17 protein-coding genes are annotated in these 18,231 nt (G+C 61.8%); 12 read left to right on the top strand and 5 right to left on the bottom strand.

All coding sequences use genetic code 11. The features are described from left to right. Positions 1–13: 13 nt before the first annotated feature. From GC162_19800 to GC162_19775, 6 genes are read left to right on the top strand one after another with little or no spacing between them, the layout of a single operon-like run. The gene (locus GC162_19800; GenBank protein MBI1370884.1) at positions 14–619 is read left to right on the top strand and encodes a hypothetical protein; all 606 of its coding nucleotides are present in this window, start codon (positions 14–16) and stop codon (positions 617–619) included. Next, positions 616–1,392 carry a hypothetical protein gene (locus GC162_19795; GenBank protein MBI1370883.1) on the top strand — a complete coding sequence of 259 codons (777 nt, stop codon included), beginning with the start codon at positions 616–618 and terminating at the stop codon, positions 1,390–1,392. The genes GC162_19800 and GC162_19795 overlap by 4 nt, the downstream gene beginning before the upstream one ends. After that, positions 1,389–2,294 carry a prepilin-type N-terminal cleavage/methylation domain-containing protein gene (locus tag GC162_19790; protein MBI1370882.1) on the top strand — a complete coding sequence of 302 codons (906 nt, stop codon included), beginning with the start codon at positions 1,389–1,391 and terminating at the stop codon, positions 2,292–2,294. The genes GC162_19795 and GC162_19790 overlap by 4 nt, the downstream gene beginning before the upstream one ends. Beyond that, complete coding sequence (locus tag GC162_19785) at positions 2,228–2,959, top strand: prepilin-type N-terminal cleavage/methylation domain-containing protein (protein MBI1370881.1); 732 nt, start codon at positions 2,228–2,230, stop codon at positions 2,957–2,959. The genes GC162_19790 and GC162_19785 overlap by 67 nt, the downstream gene beginning before the upstream one ends. Beyond that, the gene (locus GC162_19780; protein MBI1370880.1) at positions 2,956–4,086 is read left to right on the top strand and encodes a prepilin-type N-terminal cleavage/methylation domain-containing protein; all 1,131 of its coding nucleotides are present in this window, start codon (positions 2,956–2,958) and stop codon (positions 4,084–4,086) included. Before GC162_19785 ends, GC162_19780 begins: the two co-directional genes overlap by 4 nt. A gap of 35 nt (positions 4,087–4,121) precedes the next feature. Continuing rightward, complete coding sequence (locus GC162_19775; protein MBI1370879.1) at positions 4,122–7,031, top strand: hypothetical protein; 2,910 nt, start codon at positions 4,122–4,124, stop codon at positions 7,029–7,031. Positions 7,032–7,176: 145 nt separating this feature from the next. Here the strand turns inward: GC162_19775 and GC162_19770 are convergent, their stop codons facing one another. Continuing rightward, positions 7,177–10,689, bottom strand: coding sequence for an FAD-dependent oxidoreductase (locus GC162_19770; GenBank protein ID MBI1370878.1), 3,513 nt, complete (start codon positions 10,687–10,689; stop codon positions 7,177–7,179). A 346-nt stretch (positions 10,690–11,035) separates the two neighbouring features. Between GC162_19770 and GC162_19765 the strand changes: the two genes are divergently transcribed. Further along, positions 11,036–11,692: an alpha/beta hydrolase fold domain-containing protein gene (locus GC162_19765; protein MBI1370877.1), complete on the top strand. Its 657-nt coding sequence runs from the start codon at positions 11,036–11,038 to the stop codon at positions 11,690–11,692. A 559-nt stretch (positions 11,693–12,251) separates the two neighbouring features. On the opposite strand, the gene GC162_19760 is transcribed toward GC162_19765, so the two are convergent. Next, complete coding sequence (locus GC162_19760) at positions 12,252–12,791, bottom strand: AAA family ATPase (protein ID MBI1370876.1); 540 nt, start codon at positions 12,789–12,791, stop codon at positions 12,252–12,254. A 149-nt stretch (positions 12,792–12,940) separates the two neighbouring features. On the opposite strand from GC162_19760, the gene GC162_19755 reads away from it, so the two are divergent. The 5 genes from GC162_19755 to GC162_19735 all read left to right on the top strand — a co-directional run bounded on the left by GC162_19755 (position 12,941) and on the right by GC162_19735 (position 15,569). Further along, positions 12,941–13,588 carry a hypothetical protein gene (locus GC162_19755; GenBank protein ID MBI1370875.1) on the top strand — a complete coding sequence of 216 codons (648 nt, stop codon included), beginning with the start codon at positions 12,941–12,943 and terminating at the stop codon, positions 13,586–13,588. A gap of 78 nt (positions 13,589–13,666) precedes the next feature. Further along, entirely contained in the window at positions 13,667–13,999 is a 333-nt protein-coding gene (locus GC162_19750) for a transposase (protein ID MBI1370874.1), read from the top strand. A gap of 457 nt (positions 14,000–14,456) precedes the next feature. Beyond that, a complete protein-coding gene (locus GC162_19745; protein MBI1370873.1) occupies positions 14,457–14,762 on the top strand; it encodes a DUF1778 domain-containing protein in 306 nt (101 codons plus the stop codon). Next, positions 14,755–15,273, top strand: coding sequence for a GNAT family N-acetyltransferase (locus tag GC162_19740; protein MBI1370872.1), 519 nt, complete (start codon positions 14,755–14,757; stop codon positions 15,271–15,273). Before GC162_19745 ends, GC162_19740 begins: the two co-directional genes overlap by 8 nt. Positions 15,274–15,284: 11 nt before the next feature. Next, a complete protein-coding gene (locus GC162_19735; protein MBI1370871.1) occupies positions 15,285–15,569 on the top strand; it encodes a hypothetical protein in 285 nt (94 codons plus the stop codon). A gap of 2 nt (positions 15,570–15,571) precedes the next feature. Here the strand turns inward: GC162_19735 and GC162_19730 are convergent, their stop codons facing one another. The 3 genes from GC162_19730 to GC162_19720 form a co-directional block, all read right to left on the bottom strand. Continuing rightward, complete coding sequence (locus GC162_19730; GenBank protein MBI1370870.1) at positions 15,572–16,456, bottom strand: nucleotidyl transferase AbiEii/AbiGii toxin family protein; 885 nt, start codon at positions 16,454–16,456, stop codon at positions 15,572–15,574. Beyond that, entirely contained in the window at positions 16,453–17,055 is a 603-nt protein-coding gene (locus GC162_19725) for a transcriptional regulator (GenBank protein ID MBI1370869.1), read from the bottom strand. Before GC162_19725 ends, GC162_19730 begins: the two co-directional genes overlap by 4 nt. 638 nt (positions 17,056–17,693) lie before the next feature. Then, positions 17,694–18,098 carry a M48 family metalloprotease gene (locus GC162_19720; GenBank protein ID MBI1370868.1) on the bottom strand — a complete coding sequence of 135 codons (405 nt, stop codon included), beginning with the start codon at positions 18,096–18,098 and terminating at the stop codon, positions 17,694–17,696. Positions 18,099–18,231 lie beyond the last annotated feature (133 nt).

The raw sequence follows: 18,231 nt of genomic DNA, 5'->3' as shown, positions 1-18,231 counted from the left end.
AAGAGAGCAGGGCATGATTCATGTGACTTGGACAACCCGCCGGCAAACCGCATCGCATCGGATGCATCCGATGCGCCGCGTCGCCGGCATGACGCTGCTGGAGCTCGTCGCGGCCGTGGTGGTCATCACGCTCGTGCTCGGCGTGCTGGTGGGCGTGTCCGATGCGCTCGTCAATGACTCGGCGCAGCGACAGACGCTCGCTACGCTCCGCACGCTCAATCGGTGCATTGAAGTGTTCCATCAGGCGCACGGCGAATACCCCGGCCTCGGCGAGCCGCGCCACATCAAAACCGCCATGGGCCGCTGCATCGCCGACCTGCGATCGAGCCCGACGACCGGGTCGCTGGTGGCGGACCTGCCGGGGCTGACCTACGGCGCGGACGGCTGGTTCACCGTCGTCGACGGCTTCGGCCAGCCGCTCCTGTACGTCGATCCCAACGCCGCCGACCCCGACGCCGCGGCGACCGTCAAACGCTTTCAGACTTCCCCGAACCTGCGGCCGTTCGTCGTCTCCGCCGGACCCGACGGGCAGTTCGGCAACCTCGACTCGAACGATCCGCAGCAGCGCACCCTGTCCGCGGACAACCTCTACAGCTTCGATCTGGAGAGCTCCAAATGAAAACGAAAAACAAATTGGGAATGTGGAGTTCGGAGTGTGGAGTGAAAACCGATCGGAAGCGTTCCGCGGGCGTGGAAGCTGCATCTGCACTCCCCACGCCGCACTCCCCACGCCGCACTTCCCGTGCCGCGTTCTCGCTCGTTGAGATCCTCGTGGTCATCGTGATCATCATGATCCTGCTGGGCATCGGCATCGCCTACGGCCCCGGCACGATCCAGCCCGCCGAGAAAAACCAGACCCGCACGACACTCAACGCGCTCGAAGGCGTTAACGCGGAGTTTGAACGCCTCACCGGCAGCCCCGTGGACATCAGCGGCAACAGCACAACGTACGTCTCCTCCGCCCCGCCCATCGGCGGCGCCAACAGCGCGCTGACGATCAATAACGCTAGCACCTGGGAGTCGTACACCATTCTTCGGTTCGTCTCTGTGATCGTGTCGTCCGGCAGCAGCAGCGCGCCTGCCAAGTTGCTCTCGAGCTTGAGCGAGAAGGTGTATCGCGTCAACAGTAGCCCGAACTGGCTGGAAGTTGATGATGCATGGGGCAAACGCATCGTCTATGTGCAGACCGGCGTGAGCTATTCGGGCACGCCTGAAGCCGTCATGCCCAAGAAGCCCTTCTCATACTTCGCCTCCGCCGGTCCCGATGGCAGCTTCGGCGATTATCGGCAGCTCGCGCTTCAGATGCAGGGTAATACGCTGACCGCAGCCAACGCCGCGCTGGCCAAAGCCGCGGCGGACAACATCTACAGCTATGAAGGGGCCAGCAAGTGAACACGAGTCGCCGCTCCATCATGAAAACCGATCGCCGCCGCGCTTTCTCGCTGGCGGAACTGTTGATCGTCATCTCGATCATCGTCCTGCTATTGGCGATCGCCACGCCGAACCTCAAGTCGCTGACCGGCAGCGGGCAGGTCGCCGTCGGCGTCAACGCGCTCTCCGCCGCCGTGTCCAGCGCCCGCAGCTTCACCGGTAACACGCCTGTGTTCGCCGGTGGAACATACGACGGAGTCGCCGTGCTGGTCACGCCGCAGGGCGAATTGCGCATCATCGAAAACGTCGACCCGACCACGATCAGCGGTTTCAACGTGGCGCGGCATCCGTACAAGGATGTCGTCGGCCGACCCTACGGATACCTGCCGCGCGGCGTCGGCGCGGTGGGCATCATCCGCGGCGGCGGCGCCATCGGCAGCGGGACCGTCAAGCTCCTCTCCCCGCCGTTCTGCCTCCGCTTTGATCGTAACGGTGAAATGGTCGTCCGCAACACCGGCTCCACGATGAGCAGCGAGCTGCGGGCCGTGTACTACGATGCCAATGGCGACAACGCCTATCAGGTCAGCAGCAGCCGCACCAGCACCATCAGCGGCAACCCCTATTACGCGGACGCCTACGAGCCCACCAGCCCGATGTTCGTCAAAAGCAACTTCGACTCGACCAATCAGAAATATCGTGCTGGCGACTTCGACAATATCGAGACTGTGGCGGGCGTGATTCTCTACAACATCGAAACATTCCGGCAGGTCTTCGCGAGCATCTCCACCGGCTCGCCCCTCGCCGCAGAGAACAACTCCACCACGTCCAACACCTTCGCGGCCAACTCGCAGGGTGACTGGCTCATCAACAACGGAACGACGATTTACTTCAATCGTTACACCGGGGCGGTGATCCCACAGTGAACAGACACACTCAACATCCCGGCTTCACTCTGCTTGAGATCATGTTCAGCGTGATGATCCTCGGCGTGGGGCTCATCGCGCTCTCGAGTCTCTTCCCCGTCGCCTCGGCCGTGCAGAAGTCGACGTTCGACGAACTGATGGCCCAGCAACTCACCACCGCCGTCGACGCCACCCTCCGCGCCCGCGGCGTGTCCAAGGCCGACCTCATCGCCACGCCCAGCTACAACGACGGCGCCGTGCATCGCCTGCCTGACCCGACCGCGTCGCCCTACACGCAGGGGACCAATATCCCCTGGATTCTCAACGACCGCAGTTACCCCGCGAGCAAGCCGCGGACCTATTCATATGGCGGCGCGCTCGGCAACGCAGAGAACCGCGACTTTTACTGGGAAATATTCTTTCGTCGCGATTCGACGACCGGCGACTGGCAGATCTTCGTGATCGTCATGAAGCGCGTGCCCAATCCGGCGGCTCCGGCGGTGCCGCCGCAGACGATCTCCGACGCGAACCTCTCGCTGGGCGAGCCGGGCATCAACGCCGCCACCGGCGCGATCGTCGTCAAGGGCACCGCCGCGCTGACCGGCAACTACTTCCATGGCGCCCCGATCAACAACACCGTCACGACCGCCCGCATTCTCCAGTTCGGCAACGAGGTGGTGCGATGAACAAGCGACGCGGACAAGCCGCTTTCACCATGATCGAGATGCTCGTGGCGATGGCCGTCGCGACCATCATGATTCTTTTCGTCAACCAGATCTTCAACACAGCCCGCAGCGCCGTCAGCTCGGGACTGGGCGTGAGCAAGATCATTCAGCACGCCCGCATCGCCAACGACCAGATCGACCGCGATGCCGAGGAAATGGTCGGTCCGACCGCCGGCGGCATGCTCATCATCGGCAACAAGACGATCACCGGCGTCAAGCTCAAGTCGTCGGACATCCAGACCCCGCCGACGCGCAACATCGATCAGCTCATGTTCATCCGTTACAAGAACGACATCGAGCCGGTCTGCCCCAGCAATGACAACTCCGTCGCCAACACCTCCGGCGCGCCGTTCGTGAAAATCTGGTACGGGCAGTGCCAGCGGACCACCGCGGCGGGTACGGACGATGGCGCGCTCGGTGCCGCCGGAACGTCCAATCAGTACGCCCTGAACTGGATCCTCGGCCGGCAGGCGATGTTCCTGGAAGGCGGATCGGTGTCGGGCAACTCCTGCACCGATGCGACGGAGACGTCGAACGTCGGCGGGGCGGCGGCAGGGTTCTACACCGGCGGCGTGACGAAGCAGGCGTACACGGCCCTGGCCGACGTGTGCAAATGGTCGCTGGGCGACATAAACAAGAACGCCACTTCCGATACCGTCGCACTGACCTACACCTACGGCACGCAGCGCCTGCGCGTCAACGCGACCTCCCCCGGCGGCGCGCCCTCCGGTTCGCAGCTTGCACAGATGCATCCGCTCTTTGTCCCCAATGTGAGCGAATTGCAGATCGAGTTCGCAGGCGACTACGCCACCGGCACGACCAACAGCGCCCCGCCCGATGGGGCCGTCGACACCGATGCGTCGGGCAATATTAAGTGGTACGGCATCTCGCTTTCGCCTCCCGGTGTGACAGCGCTGACGGCGACGAACATCGCCAAGGGCTGGGTCTTCCGCAAGACCAACGCCGCGATGTGGCCCTACATGATCCGCATCCGCTACCGCATGCACGACGACAAGGGCGTGGTGCCCGGGTCCGACAATCAGCCGGGCCGGTGGTTTGAACAGGTCATCCGCGTCAATCGCAGCTAGGCGTCAACGAAACGGCTTCGAGAGAGGACATGGTCATGAACAGTTCTGAACATCGGCAAACCCTGGCGCTCCGCAGCGCCGCCGCGCATCGTCGCGGGTCGATTCTGCTGCTGGTGGCGGCGGTGCTGGTGCTGATCTTTCTGATCGGGTTGGCGCTGTTGGATGTGACGCGGCGGGACCAGGTGGCGACGACGCAGATTCGCAAGGTGCGCGACATGGACGAAGTGTCGCGCGCCGTGATCGGACAGATTCGTGAAGTGCTCCGCCGATCGCTGGGCATCAACGACAACGGCACGCCCAACAATTTTACCGACGACCGCTTCTTCACCGGATCGGCGAAATACTACGACTACGCCGGCGCGAGTAGTCCCTGGCTCGCTTCGACGGAGCCCAACGCCTCGGGCGTGTTCGATCAGATTTCCAACATCGTCGACAATACGCAGATTCTCGGTTCGACCGCCGATGCCGATGCGTCCGGCGACGGGATCAACGACGCCAAGTGGAAGCCGGCGATCATCCCTTCGCTTCAGAACCTCAACTACTGGATGGCCGTGCGCATCATCGACAACTCGGCGATGATCAACATGAACGTGGCGACGAGTCTGCTCAAGGCCGACGGCACGTACAGCGCGGCGGCGGACGCGCCGCGGGCGTGGTACCCGACGGACATCGACCTGGGGACGTTTTTCCTGAGTTTCGCCGGCGTCGATGTGACGGAACTCAACAATACCTTGAGCTATCGCCTCGGCAAGACGATCAACGTCTCCGCCGCCCCGGTGACGTTCGCGGATCGCGGGCTTTTCTGGCTTAACGGCGCGTCGATGTACAACAACTACCCGGCGAACTATCCCGCCGCCTCGCCCAATAACTACAAGAAGTACGACATGGGCGTTGAAATGGCGCTGCGCTATCGCAACGGCCTGAAAAATCCGACGACGGAGACGGAGCTTGAATTCAACGGCAACGGCATGCTCAAGTTCACGCGCAATCTGAATCTCAGCGGCACGACGCCCAACAACTACACGCTGACGACCAAGCCCATCGAGACCAAATACGCCGACGCGATGAAAAACATCAACGCGGTCAACAGCACATCGTACGGCTCCACCATCGCCGACTACTATGCCTACGAGCCGCGTCACCAGATGACGACGATCAGTGGTCATGCCTGCTGGGGCATGCCGATGACGGCGGACACGAATCTCGTGCGCCAGCGCGATATCAACAAGCTGCTGGCCAACGACGCCAAGCGGATCGAGCTGGCGACCGAGATCGCCAAGGTGCTCAACGAGGGCGGCACGTTCGCGCTGCCGACGGGTTTCGCGTCGGTCAACGACTACGCCTCTCAGCTCGCCGCGGCGATCAACGATTATGCCGATTCGGACAACGCGCTGACAAGCGTCAACGGGCGCTTCGGCATGGAGGCCCTGCCGTTTGTCACAGAGGTGTACGCGCAGCGGTACTACATGGTGACGGCGTCGACGGAGAATCCGGTGGGCAGCGGCAACTGGGACGTGACATGGACGCAGCAGGCGACGGCCGGTTACGCCGTCGAAATCAAAAATCCCTTCCGAAAGCCGGCCGACGTGCGGAACGTGCAGCTTTGGGTCAACGGCGTGAACGTCGGGGCGCTGACGGCGCTGGGCGCGCCGGCGTCGATGGCGCCGGATGAGACGATCGTGCTGTACGTCAACTCCGGCGATGCGGGCGGCAGTCAGGATGTCAGCGCCCTTGTGGCTGGCACGGCGACGAAGACCGTCATCGCCACTCCCTTCGCCTGGCCGGCGGTGGATGGGAACATCACCGTCGAACTCCGCGCTCCGGCTCAGGCGGGCGGGAACTGCACGTGGGGCTACAGCAAGACGACGAACGCCGGCGGCATGCCCGATACGTATGACGAGAACGGCGTCGCGTCGGCGGGCGATCCCAAGAACACGCTGACCGGCTACAAACAGATCACCTCGATCGGCAATTCCGAGAAGCTCAACGTCATCACCGTGGCGTCGGGCGGATTCGTGCAGCGCTCGCACGGTGCGTCGATCGCCGCCTATGACACGACGCTCGAAAACCTCGGCGACTCGCCCAAGCCCAACGGCGCGGCCGGCGCGATCGCCGCCGGCAGTCTCATCAATAATCAGTTGCTCTTTTCCGACACCGGGTCGATCGTGCACATCGGCGATCTGGCGATGATCGCCGTGCTTCCGCTCGACGGGACCAAGAGCGTCGGCGATGCATGGGGCGCCGCCACGACAGCCGGGGCGCATATGCTCAATATCTCCCCCAGTGCCGCGCTCGCCAACGCCACCGCCACCAACGACCGCGCCTTGCCGCATTCGCAACTGCTCCTTGATCGTTTCACCACGCTCAGCCCGTACGAAGACGGGTTCGACAACGACGGCGACGGCGTCATTGATAATCCCGAAGAGCAGCTCATCGTCGGCACAGTCAATCTCAACACCGCCTCCAAGGCCTTCCTCAATAAGGTCCTGCCCATCCCCGATGCGACGATCCGCTCGACGATCGTCGACAACATCGTCGCCTATCGCGACGGCGCCCGTCCCGCCGGATTCCGCAGCGCCAAGGGCATCGCCTCCATCGGTGAACTTCTGAACATTATCACGCCCCTCGAAAGCGATGCGGCTGACAACTATCAGACGACCGCCGGCACCCCGATCGACTTCGACTCCAACCCCTCGACCACCGCTCCGTCGGCCGACGGCATCGTTGACGACCGCGAGGAAACGACGCTTTTCGCCCGTTGGCTCATGCAGGTCTGCTCCACCCGCAGTGATGTATACACCGCCTACATCAACATCCGCGCCACGACCGGCAACAGCGCCACCGCCAACATCGTCGGCGAACGTCACATTGTCGTCGTGTTCGATCGCTCCAATCTCACCTACGCCACCGGCACCGTCCGCATCCTCGGCATGCTTCAGTACTGAGCATTTCTCCCAACGAACTCTCCCCCGGCCCGCCCCGCTTCAGCGGGGCGGGGTCTTTTATCATGAGTGATGCACATCACCGAAGCGCAGTCATCACCGCGCGACGAGCGCATCATGAAAGATGCACAACCGCGATGCTCGATGGTTACTGCTTTTCGCTCAGCACGGCGTTGGCGTGTTTGGCGAACAGGCCGCGCAGGTCGGTGGCGTACGATTCGAGAATCTTGCGGGCGATGCCGTCCTGATCGCCGCAGCGGTAGAGCGCTCGGGCGAGGATGATCTCGCGCAGCGGCTCGGAGCGCATCTCCTGACGCGTGTACTCGGAGTCGGCCTTGACTTCGTGAATCGAAAAGCCCGTCATGCCCGGCTTGGAAAGCATCTCCGCCAGCACCGGCGCGGCGGCCGGGTCCTTGAGCGCCTCCAGCGCCATCGCCACCGCACGGTAGTGCGAGAAGGCCATCGACGGCTCGAGCGATCGGGCCTTGGCGATGAGCACGGGCAGGGCGGTGGAGTGATCGCCGCTGCGGCCCAAAGCGATGATCTGCGAGTCGAGCGGCGAGATCGACCCGCCGAACTGCCCCATGCCCCGGAAGTTCCAGCCCTCGTCCCACTTCGCCGACTGCACATGCGCCGCGAGCGTCGCAGCGCCTGCTGCATCGCCGAGCATGCCCAGCACGTTGGCGTACACGAGCTTTTTCGCCGGATCGTCCGTCTTGGCATGCGCCTCGCGCAGCATCGGAATCGCCTTCGCCGGCTCGGCCATGAGCAGCGCCAGCCCCTTGTAATCATCCGTCACCGTCTTTACCGCCTCAGCGATCCGCTTGTCGGAAATCGGATACGAATCCTTCGCGCCGATGACTTCCTGCGGCAGCGAGCCGATGGCGACAAGATGTTTCTGCAACGCTTCGAGGTCGATGTCGCGCGTCGCCTTGTCATACTTGGCGGACATCGCCGCGGCGCATCCGGCGGCGTAGCCCTGATTCTGAATGCACGCCTGCATGCGCAGGATCGGCATGGCGTCGCGATGAGCGCTGATGCCCAGGCCCGTCACGAGAATGCGATCCAGTCCCTTCGGCAGCAGCGCGCGGTAGGGGACGTTCGCCTCCATCTCCTTCTTGTCCGGGAAGTCGATGAGGAAAAACGGATGCACGGTGTAGCCGTGCGTATCGAAGTTGCTCTTGTGGATGGCGATCGTGTCGGGGTAGGTGCGCTGATTGATCAGGTCGAGGGGCGTGATGTAAAAATCGCCGACGATGCGTCGCCGCTCGCGCGAGTCGATGAACGGTGAAAGATCATAAGCCCCCGCGAATTTCCGCCGTGCATTGACGATCATGCGCCACTGGTCCACCGGGTCCGACTCGTCGGAGAACGAGTAGTCGGTGTTGGTGTAGCCGGCCCCGAGATTGACCGGGCCGAGGCCCGTGCCCTGCATGGCGATGTTGTCGGCGTCGACGGTCATCGTCTGCGCTCCGGCGGCGGCGGCGATGTCCGTGTTGCCCGTCGAGTCGACGACGCAGCCCGTGAGCACCACGCCGCGGCCCATCGGCGTCGTGACGATCACGCCCTTAACCACGCCGTCCTTGACCAGCGCCCCGCAACCGAGCGTCGAGAACCACACATCGCCGCCCGCCTTGCGAATCTCGCGGCGCCACCATTCGGTCTTCGCCTCGATGTTCCATCCATTGAACTTCGGACCGCCCATCGCTTGCACGCCCGCGTCGACTTCGGAGGTGAACCCGTGGCGATAGCCGTGATAGTAGATGCTGACCATGCCCAGCGTGCCGACGCCGCCGAGTCCGTCCTGGTATTCGACGACGAGCGTGCGGGCGCCCTGACGGGCCGCGCCGATCCCGGCCGGGGCGCCGCCAGTCCCGCCGCCGACGACCACCACGTCATACTCGCCCAGCACCGGCAGCGCCCGCGCCGGCGATGGCAGCGTCGTCTTGTCGCGATCAGTCGGGCGGACGCCATTGAGAAATTCGCCCACTTCGCCCATGTTGTCGCTCGGGGCGTCGATCGTGACCAGCTTGATCTTCTGAGCGTCGGCAGTCGGCGCTTTGGCGGCCAACTCCGCTGCGGTGTGACCGACGCGCTTGCCCAGTCGGATCAACGAGAGCGGGCGCATCAACTGCGCCGCCGCCTCGCGCGACACGTCGGCGTAACCGTCCAGCACGAAGAACCGGCTCGAACCCTTCGGCTGTAGCGACGCCAGATCCAGCGACGCCGCATCGAAATTCGCGGCCGGGGCGCCGGCGTTGGAAATCAGCGGATTCGTCGGTAAAAAGTACAGCGTGTCCGATGCGTCCGACTCATCGACCCGAAACGTCAGATCGCGCGCGACCTGCTCGGCTTTTTCGAAGGAGACGATGTCGTCGGCTTTCATGTCGATGTTGAGCGTGTACTCATAGACGGGCATCGGGCCTTGCTTGGTATTGAAGCGCTCGCCGATGTCGCGGCGCGTGACGTTGTCGGGGAGCTTCGCGTCGTCGGGTTTGACTTCAGGGTGAACGATGACGCGCGTGAACCGCATCGGGCCGGGCGTGAAGTCGCGCAGTTTCGCTCCGGCGAGGCGGGCGACGGTGGCGTGCGGCGTGGCGTCGATAATGACCTTTGCACGAACGACCTGCCGCCCCGAGCGATTGACCATCACGATCCCCGCCGGATTCCCGTCCGCATCGACCAGTACATCCGTCGGCATGCATCCATACAGGAACGTCACTCCCGATGAGATCAGCGCCGTATCCAACGCCTGCTTGACATGCATCGGCGTCGGCAGCGGCAGGGCCTCCTTCTTCTTGGGCGCTTCGACCGCACCCGCTGGCGCGTCCTCCGCGATCACCAGTTCGCCCAGCAGAATGCGCTTGGCCCCCTTGCTGGGCGTTACCGTCACCTTCATGTAACGCGCCTTGTGAAACACATCCATGTCGATCGCGAACGAGTTTTCCTCAAAGACGCCTTCGGACAGATGCTTGTTGGCCATCGTGCCGACTTCTCGCCAAATCTCTCCCGTCGCGCTGGACCAGACCTTGATCTCGCCCACTTCAAAATCATTCGGGCGCTGATAGGCGAGCAGATGAATGCTGCGAATCTTGCGGCTCGAACCCAGATCCGCCTCGATCGTGACCGGCCCGTCGAACTGCACCGAATCCTTGGCGGAATTGAGCCATTTGCCGTCGGTCAGTCGATCGTGCTTGGGAGTCTCGCCATGCGCCGCCGCCGGTTTGACGTCGGTCTTGTACGTGAACGGGACGCTGCCTTCGATGCCCTGCTTTTCCTGACGGGGCACGACGAACAGCGCCTTCTCCAGATCGCCCGTCGGCTCCTCGCCTTCGTTGAGCCAGAGGCGCAGCGTCCCCGTCACATCCTCCCCGAGATACGGGCGCGGCGCCGCCAGAAAGACTTTCGCGCCGCTCGCCGCCGCTTCGCACGCCGCCGACACCGCCCCCGTCGATCCCCCGATCACCACCACATCGACGTCATACGCCACGGGCAACTGACGCGCCGATTCCGTCACATACGTCGCCGCCGCGGCCGGACCCAGCAGCGCGAACATCATCATGGCCGCGCAGAATCCCGCCGTCCAAAGTTGCCGCATTTGCATGACAAATCTCCGTGAATTGCAGCGCGATGGCGCCCTTCGTCCGAGTTGCCGTCGCATCGGTGTTCGATACCGCCTCAGCCCGCGATGTCGCGGGGCATCTGAACTGAAAATTGTACACACTCGCTCCTCGCCGACCAAGCGGCGTCGTGCGCGATGCGCGGGTGCATGCAACGACGACGACCCGCCATCGGGTCAGACGGCAACGGCCCGGACGAATCACGATGGCGGAATATGCGATAGGTTTGTCGCATATCGAAAGTACCCCCGCAGGCCGCACCGCGGCGCGACCGCTATGCTTTGCCATGGTGTCGCAGGACGCAATCGTTCGCCACTTGATTGGGCCGACCGCGGCGTGGACAGGCGGTCACGCCAGCACGACGTCACGACTTCAGAGGCCTCATTCATGAGACATGCACCAGTCCGAATCGGCGGCTTCGACAGCGTCGTCCTTGCCGTCGTCTGCGCCCTGGCGATGACCAGCGCAGCGCGGGCGGAGGAACAGATCAACCTCTGGCCAGACAACTCGGCGGAACTTGTGGGCGTGGATGCCAAACATGTGCCGACGCTTCATCTATTTCCGGGGCCGACGGTCGAAGGGAAGAAACCCGTCGTGCTGATCTGCCCGGCGGGCGGATACAAGGCGCACTCCGATTCGCATCGGCAGGTCGAATGGCTCAACAGCTTGAGGATCGCGGCGTATGTTGTGATGTATCGTCTGCCTGGCGATGGCTACAAACATCCCGCGCCGCTGCACGACGCCCAGCGCGCCATGCGCATCATTCGACAGAACGCCGACGCATGGCATCTGGATGTCAGACGAATCGGCGTGCTCGGCGGGTCGTCCGGCGGGCATGTGGCGACGACGCTGGCGACGCACTACGACTCGGGGAACCTCCCTGGTCAAAACAGATTTCATAACCACTCTCTCTTTGTCGCGCAAGAGAATGATGTAAAGCATGAATTGTCAGCAGATTGGGCGATTCGGGGTGACGGGTCGAAAGTTCGCGATTCAGCAGAGGCATCTGATCGAAACAGATTTCAAAGCTCTTCAGCTCTCTAATTCTGTCAACCCCCAGGTACCAGTTCCGAAGCGGTACACGCGGGTACGCGCGGTTAACACGATGCGCGTTTTTTTCAGTGCCACCGCACTCCCACAGCGCCAATACATAGCGCCAACGATCCGGTGCAAGTGACTTGCCATCTCGGGCCGGAGTTGGCTTAATCTGGTCGACACCACATTCAAGACAGATTGGAGATGGCATGACAGAAAAGCACGAGTCCGAACCCACAGCCGACGAACAGAAACGACTTGAGTCAATTTGCGAATTGCTCGCAAAAGGCATTCTTCGTCTTTCCGCTGATCGAAAGCGAGGTCGTGCCGTCGATACAGCGTCGACATCACACAGCGTTGCAACCCGCAACTGATCATGACGAAGACTTCCGAGGCGTCTGGGTCGGCAGACTCGGCAGTTCATCGGGCATGACACGAATGATCTGACCGTCACGCCAGAGCAACAGCGGTTGGTGGTGTTGCCTGGCCAATTCTGCGGCGCGACGTGCAGCACGAATCATCGCGACGCGACTACCCTCAAAATCACGAGGTGATGCCGGTTGCTGAATCATGGGTTCACTCCCTCATCGAGGAGAATCGGCGGCCACTGGCCGGCATCGAACACCTGCCAGGCATTGACGATGTACCTGTATCGCTTCTGAAAATTCTCAAGCCCACGATTGAAACGGCGACGGATATCGGTTTCAGGAACATCATGACCGCCTTGTGCGACGCGCTGACGAACGCGCTCGATTGCGAGTTCAACGGACGGCAATTGGAGGAACAGGAGTTCGACTCGATATCCTATCGACCGCCAGTTGCGAATCAGATTTGCATAGGTCCGCCCGGCCAGTGTGGATTCGACGGCGAAATCCTGACGCTCAGCGACACATTCTCGGATTCGTTCGGCCATCAACCGCATCGCGGTGATATTAGCGCTCTCCGGCGCGAACGGCGACAGGCCGGCGGCAATCAGATCGGCGTTGATGAACGTCGGACAGTGGCCTTCAGCAGGCAGGAACTCGCGTGCAAAGGTGGTCTTGCCCGCGCCGTTGGGCCCGGCGATGATCAGGGCACGCGGGACCGGACTGGTCACGGATTGGCTCATGCGGCTGTTGTTCCGCGAACGCCGACGGTCGTCCACGAGCGAGTCCAATCCCGACGCAACGCCGCCATTTCTGATAAACTCACATCGTCAGCGGTGTTCAAAATCATTGTCTATTCCATGGTATTCCAGTAGTTGCGAGCATAACACAGATGACGGCATTGTTCCATCGGTTGCTGTTGGTGCTGGCCCAGTTTGGGCGGGATGAACTGGTCAAGCAGATCGAGTACCTCAAGATCGAGAACGAGATTCTGCGGAGCCGGTTGCCGAAGCACATCCGAACGACGCCGGCCGAGCGGGCCGGGCTGCTTGAGTACGGCAAACGTCTCGGCGACTCGATCAAGGAACTGATCACAATCGTCACACCGCACACGTTCATGCGGTGGGTGCAGGATGAGGACAAGGTGGTGCCCAAGCGAGTCAGGAAGGGTGGTCGCTCGCCTATCCCGGACACGATCCGTGAACTGGTGGTTCGCATTGCCCACGAGTCGGGCGTGGGTTATTCGAAGATCCTGGGCGAGTTGAAGAAACTGGGTATCCGCATCAGCCGAACCTTCATCCATAACATCCTCAAGGAAGAAGGTATCCATCCGGACTCGAGGCGAGTGACCGGGACGTGGGACCATTTCCTCAAGCGTCATGCGAAGACGCTTTGGGCCACAGATTTTGCCGTGAAGAAAGTCTGGACCGTCACCGGCCTGATCGACTACTACATTCTCTTCTTCATCCACGTCGAAACCCGTCGTGTTATCGTCTGTCCGGTGACGGCTCACCCGGATACCGAATGGATGAAGCAGTAGGCCCGCAACTTTTTCGTCGAGCTAGCGGACCTGGGCCTGTCGATCACACGCCTGCTGCATGACTGGGACACCAAGTACATGCGGGCGTTCGACGCGATCTTCGAATCCGAGGGCGTGATCGTGAAAAAGGTCGGCCCGTTGGCGCCCAATATGAACGCCTATGCCGAACGATGGGTACAGTCGTTGAAACACGAGTGCCTGAACCACTTCGTCGTATTCGGCGAGCGGCATCTTCAACGCCTGGTCGACGAGTACGTCGCATATTACCAGGAACTGCGCCCGCACCAGGCCATCGGCAATGTCGTGCTTGATCCGAATTCATCCTCGCCGCTGGCGTACAACGACGAGACGGTGGATTCCCAAGACATTCTCGGAGGGCTCATCAAGCACTACTACCGCAAGGCAGCGTGAAACTGGCATCGACAGCTTGGGCCTCGTTCAACGTCGGCGCGATTACTGCGCGACGCGGGTGAGGCAGGCCGAGTTCCAGCCGATCTCATTGGATCAGCTGCCTGAATCTTCACTTTTCAAAGAGCTACGGGCTCGATCTTATCGAGCGCCAATCAATTTGAACAGCGCGGCGACATGTTTGGCATCCGATCGGCGCAAGAAAAAAGCCCGCATCGCGCTCGATACGGGCTTAAAGCTCCCCGAGTCGAACGGATTTCAAACAATGGCTACGCGATAAACTATTGAGAGAGCTTTGGTTGCGATTTTGACAAGTAGCGAGCACGGGCTCTCGCCCTGAACGACCAAATTGCGAACACGTCGGCGCTCTCGCAACCGGCCGGTTAACACGCCGATGTCAGCGAAAACTTGCCACGGCAGCCCCGCGCGGCTAAACTTTGTACGGTGATTGACCGTACATATGGGTAGCAGGAGAACACCCATGGCCACGCAGCATTCGACAACCCGAGATGCCCGCCTGGATTTCCGCCTCAGCCACGAGCACAAGCGGGTCATTGAGCAGGCGGCCACCGTGACAGGCCAGTCGCTGTCCGATTTCGCTGTCGCCAACCTGGTGCAGGCGGCGCAGCGGACGATCGATGAAGCCACGGTCACCCGGCTGTCAATCCGCGATCGCGACACGTTTCTGAAGCTCATCGCATCCGATGCCAAGCCCAACAAGGCGCTGAAGGCCGCCGCCGAGCGGTACAGGAAGCGCCGTGCCTGACGCATCGTCGTGGGTTATCGAGAAGCTCCACAAGCGCCACGATCGTGCCGCGTTTTCCTGTGGCGTCGTCGAGCTCGATGATTACCTGCACCGCTTCGCGGGTCAGAACGAAAAGACGGGAATCAGTCAGCACTTTGTCGCGGTGGCCACCGCCGGCGACAGCAGGATTCTCGGGTACTATGCGCTCTCGGCCGGCTCCGTCGCTTTCGATCTGGTACCGGATGAACTGAGGAAGCGCCTGCCGCGCTACCCGATCCCGGTGGCGCACATCGGCCGACTGGCTGTTGATCAGTCGATGCAGGGCCAGGGTCTCGGCGAAGACCTGCTGATCGACGCCCTGGTGCGTATCGTCCGTATCGCCGACGAACTGGGCATTCACGCTGTCGAGGTCGTCGCGATCAACGACAGCGCCCAACGGTTCTACCTGAAATACGGCTTTACCCCGTTGGCCGATGATGAGCGGCACCTGTATCTGCCGTTGTCGGCGGCTCGGAAGCTCGACTTTGGCTGAGAATCGAACCGATGGCACACGATTTCGACAAGCTGCGGAACAGAATGACCCCTGAGCGTCGGGAATGTATTGATCGCATGGCTCAGGAAATGTTCGCGGCAACGATCAACGGCCGGGACGAGTACCTCGATGCGGTTCGACGTTTGGCGGAAGCGAATGCGCGCATCGCGCAGCGAGAGAAGGAGCTCGAAGAGACGGGCCTCTCACCCGACGAGATCAAGCGCGTGCTCGACCCGATACGGTCGTTCTACCTGCAGCTCGGGGAAGAGATCGAGCGGTACAAGGGGCGAGGATAGCTTTACGATTCGGACATCCGTCGGGCTTGAGCGACTATCGGCCAGATGCGGTCGCGGATGCCCGCCACGACCTCGGCGAACTCGCCGGCTGCATCCTCGATCTGTAGTCGGCGAAGAAACTCGCGCCACAGGCGCTGCGTCCCGGGATCGTTGCCGAACTCATCCGAAAGCCCCGGCGGCACGTCGGCCGGCAGCGCCGTCTGCCTGCGCTCAAATGTCGCTGCGATGGCCCTGGCCACGGCTTCGTCGGCGAGCTCGTAGGTACGGAAGATCACGAGCAGGTCGTAGAAGTCCTTCATCCGGCTGTTGGTCATGCCCAGTGTGACAGCCGCTTCGAGCTTTTCAGCGACGACAGTCTCGGGCGGATACATCCGCACCCGTGGCGCGTCCATGCCCAAGAGCGTCGGATAGGGATGAACTTCCGCGTCGGGCGTGATCGCATCGCCGAAGCCCACATCGATCTGCATCGGAATCCGGGCGCTACCCAGCATGGCCACGAGTTTGACGCGGATGCCGCCGTATTCCTGCTCCTCGCGAATCTCGGCGGCCACCACGGCGTCGGGGTCGAAGGTCAGCCCATCGTCCGGCACCGGCGCAACGAGAATATAACGCACCGCGTCGGCAACAGCGTCCGGGGTCGGCGCTCCGCGACCGAGCAGATCGACGTCTTTGGTGGGGCGGTGCATCGCTCCAGACCAGACACGGAACAGCATCGCGCCCTTGAGGACGAAGCGGTCAGCCAGGTCGGACTTCGACAGCCGGTACAGAAACCGCTCGATGGCGTACTGCATCAGCAGCGCGTTGTAATCTTCGCCACTGGACTGCCGGAGATTCAGCAGCCGCTGACGCACCGACGCCGCCATGTTCGTCGTGGGCTTGTCGGTCATGTCAGCGCCTCGAGGTATGGTCTCACCGACTTCGCCACGCGATCGATCTTCGCCATTTCATATATCCGGCTCGGTGTGGCCTTGCGCTGACGCAGGCAATCGCGCAGCGCCTCGATGGCCACATCGTGGCCGACATGATCGCGATACTTGAAGCAGTCCGCCACTGTCTTGGCGGGATCGGTGATCGGCACCCGGACACCCTCGATCTGGTGGGTTACGACGCCGGCGGTCAGCGACTCACCCGACGCATATACGATCTCGATCGGCGGGTGGTCGATCTTCGGCGGCCGCGCCTTGCGATCGATCATGATCCACACAGCGTGGGCGATCTGCGTCGTCAGCTCGTGAAAGTCCAGCGCCGAGATCAGGCACACGGTAGCGCTCGGGGCGCGGGCGCAGACCTCTGCCATGCTCGTGTGGCGGGTCAGTTCGTGGTCCGGCGTGGTGTACACCCCGCGCGAGCGGCGCACAAGCTCGCCGCGATCGACAAGACGCTTGAGCACGCGCCGATCCACGCCGGTGCCCGCCAGATCGCTCGCGCGCACGATGCCTCGGCGTCGAATGTACCTGATCAGTCGATCTGTTTGTGTATCAGCCACTATACCGTTGTCTCGTAATGACGGTCACGTTGACATATCGACCGACGTTATGAGACACCTTAGCCGAGCCGGCAGTGCGTTTCAAGGTCTGACCCGAGCCACCGGGCAACCCGCCGGTTAACAGGTGCGCGATAATTGGCTGTATTCACAAGCGCTTAACAGCAAGAGAATCGATCAGAAATCTGTGGACAGCGCCGTGGCCTGATGATATGCTCTTTGGAAATCGCCAAGCCGAATGGGACCGGCGACTTGCTGCTGCGACGGGTGACTGTTAACCCACCCACACAAGCAGCGAACATCAAATCGCCATGTTCTATGTTTGTAAGTGCTTTATTGACAAGCACTTGCGTTGATGCGTATCCCTGTCTCGAACGAGTTTCAAACCTCGGGAGAGTTTCAATTACATTGCCGACAGCATTTTACGCTGTTAACACCAAGATTGGCAAGGGGCTCGGTTGGGACGATTGTGGATGGCTATCGACTCTGCATCTGGGGGCGGTGCCGAAAGACACCATCGTACCGGGCTTCAAGTTAGGGCCTTAACTTGTCCACGTATCCGGCCGCGTGCATCGTCGCGGGTCAAACCGGGCTGACCATGCTTCTCACACGCGTTCTCAAACTCATCCGACTCAAAAGATTCAGAAAGGCGCAGACCGAAGGAGCAAGCGGATACGAGTGTCGATGTGATCGCGGCACTGACGGCTCGTCGAGCGTGCGTCTTTGACTTTTTCGAGCAACGTCACCATCGACTCGGTTGGAATCCCACATCGCTGAAGCAGACAACATCCCAACGCATCGGCTCGAATCTCGGGGTCATCTTCGTGCAAACCGGTCAGGGCTACGGGGCTGGCGAGGTATCCATCATCGAGCAAATGACCAAGCTCATGCGCAACTGCGGCGGCGATTTCCTGGTCGCTCGCCAGCGTGACGAGCCCATGCGTCAGGTATACCGCTCTCTCAGGCCTCGCATAGGCGGCAACGGCGTCCGAATCTAAAACGTACACTCGAACATCATGCGATTGCGCGACATTCCAAAGGGTCATGTCCTAAACTTGCTGTAAATTGAGAAGGGGTGGACCCTATCGGTTGGACCAACAACCCACAAGGAGCCACCCCATGAGTCAGAGAGTACCACCGAGCGTGCGAACGGGCCAGAAGATTCGGGATTTGATCGCC

The organism is Planctomycetota bacterium, assembly GCA_016125255.1.
Lineage (GTDB): Bacteria > Planctomycetota > Phycisphaerae > Phycisphaerales > Zrk34 > RI-421.
Note: the sequence above shows the minus strand (reverse complement) of the source record. Positions and strands in the feature narration are given on the sequence as shown.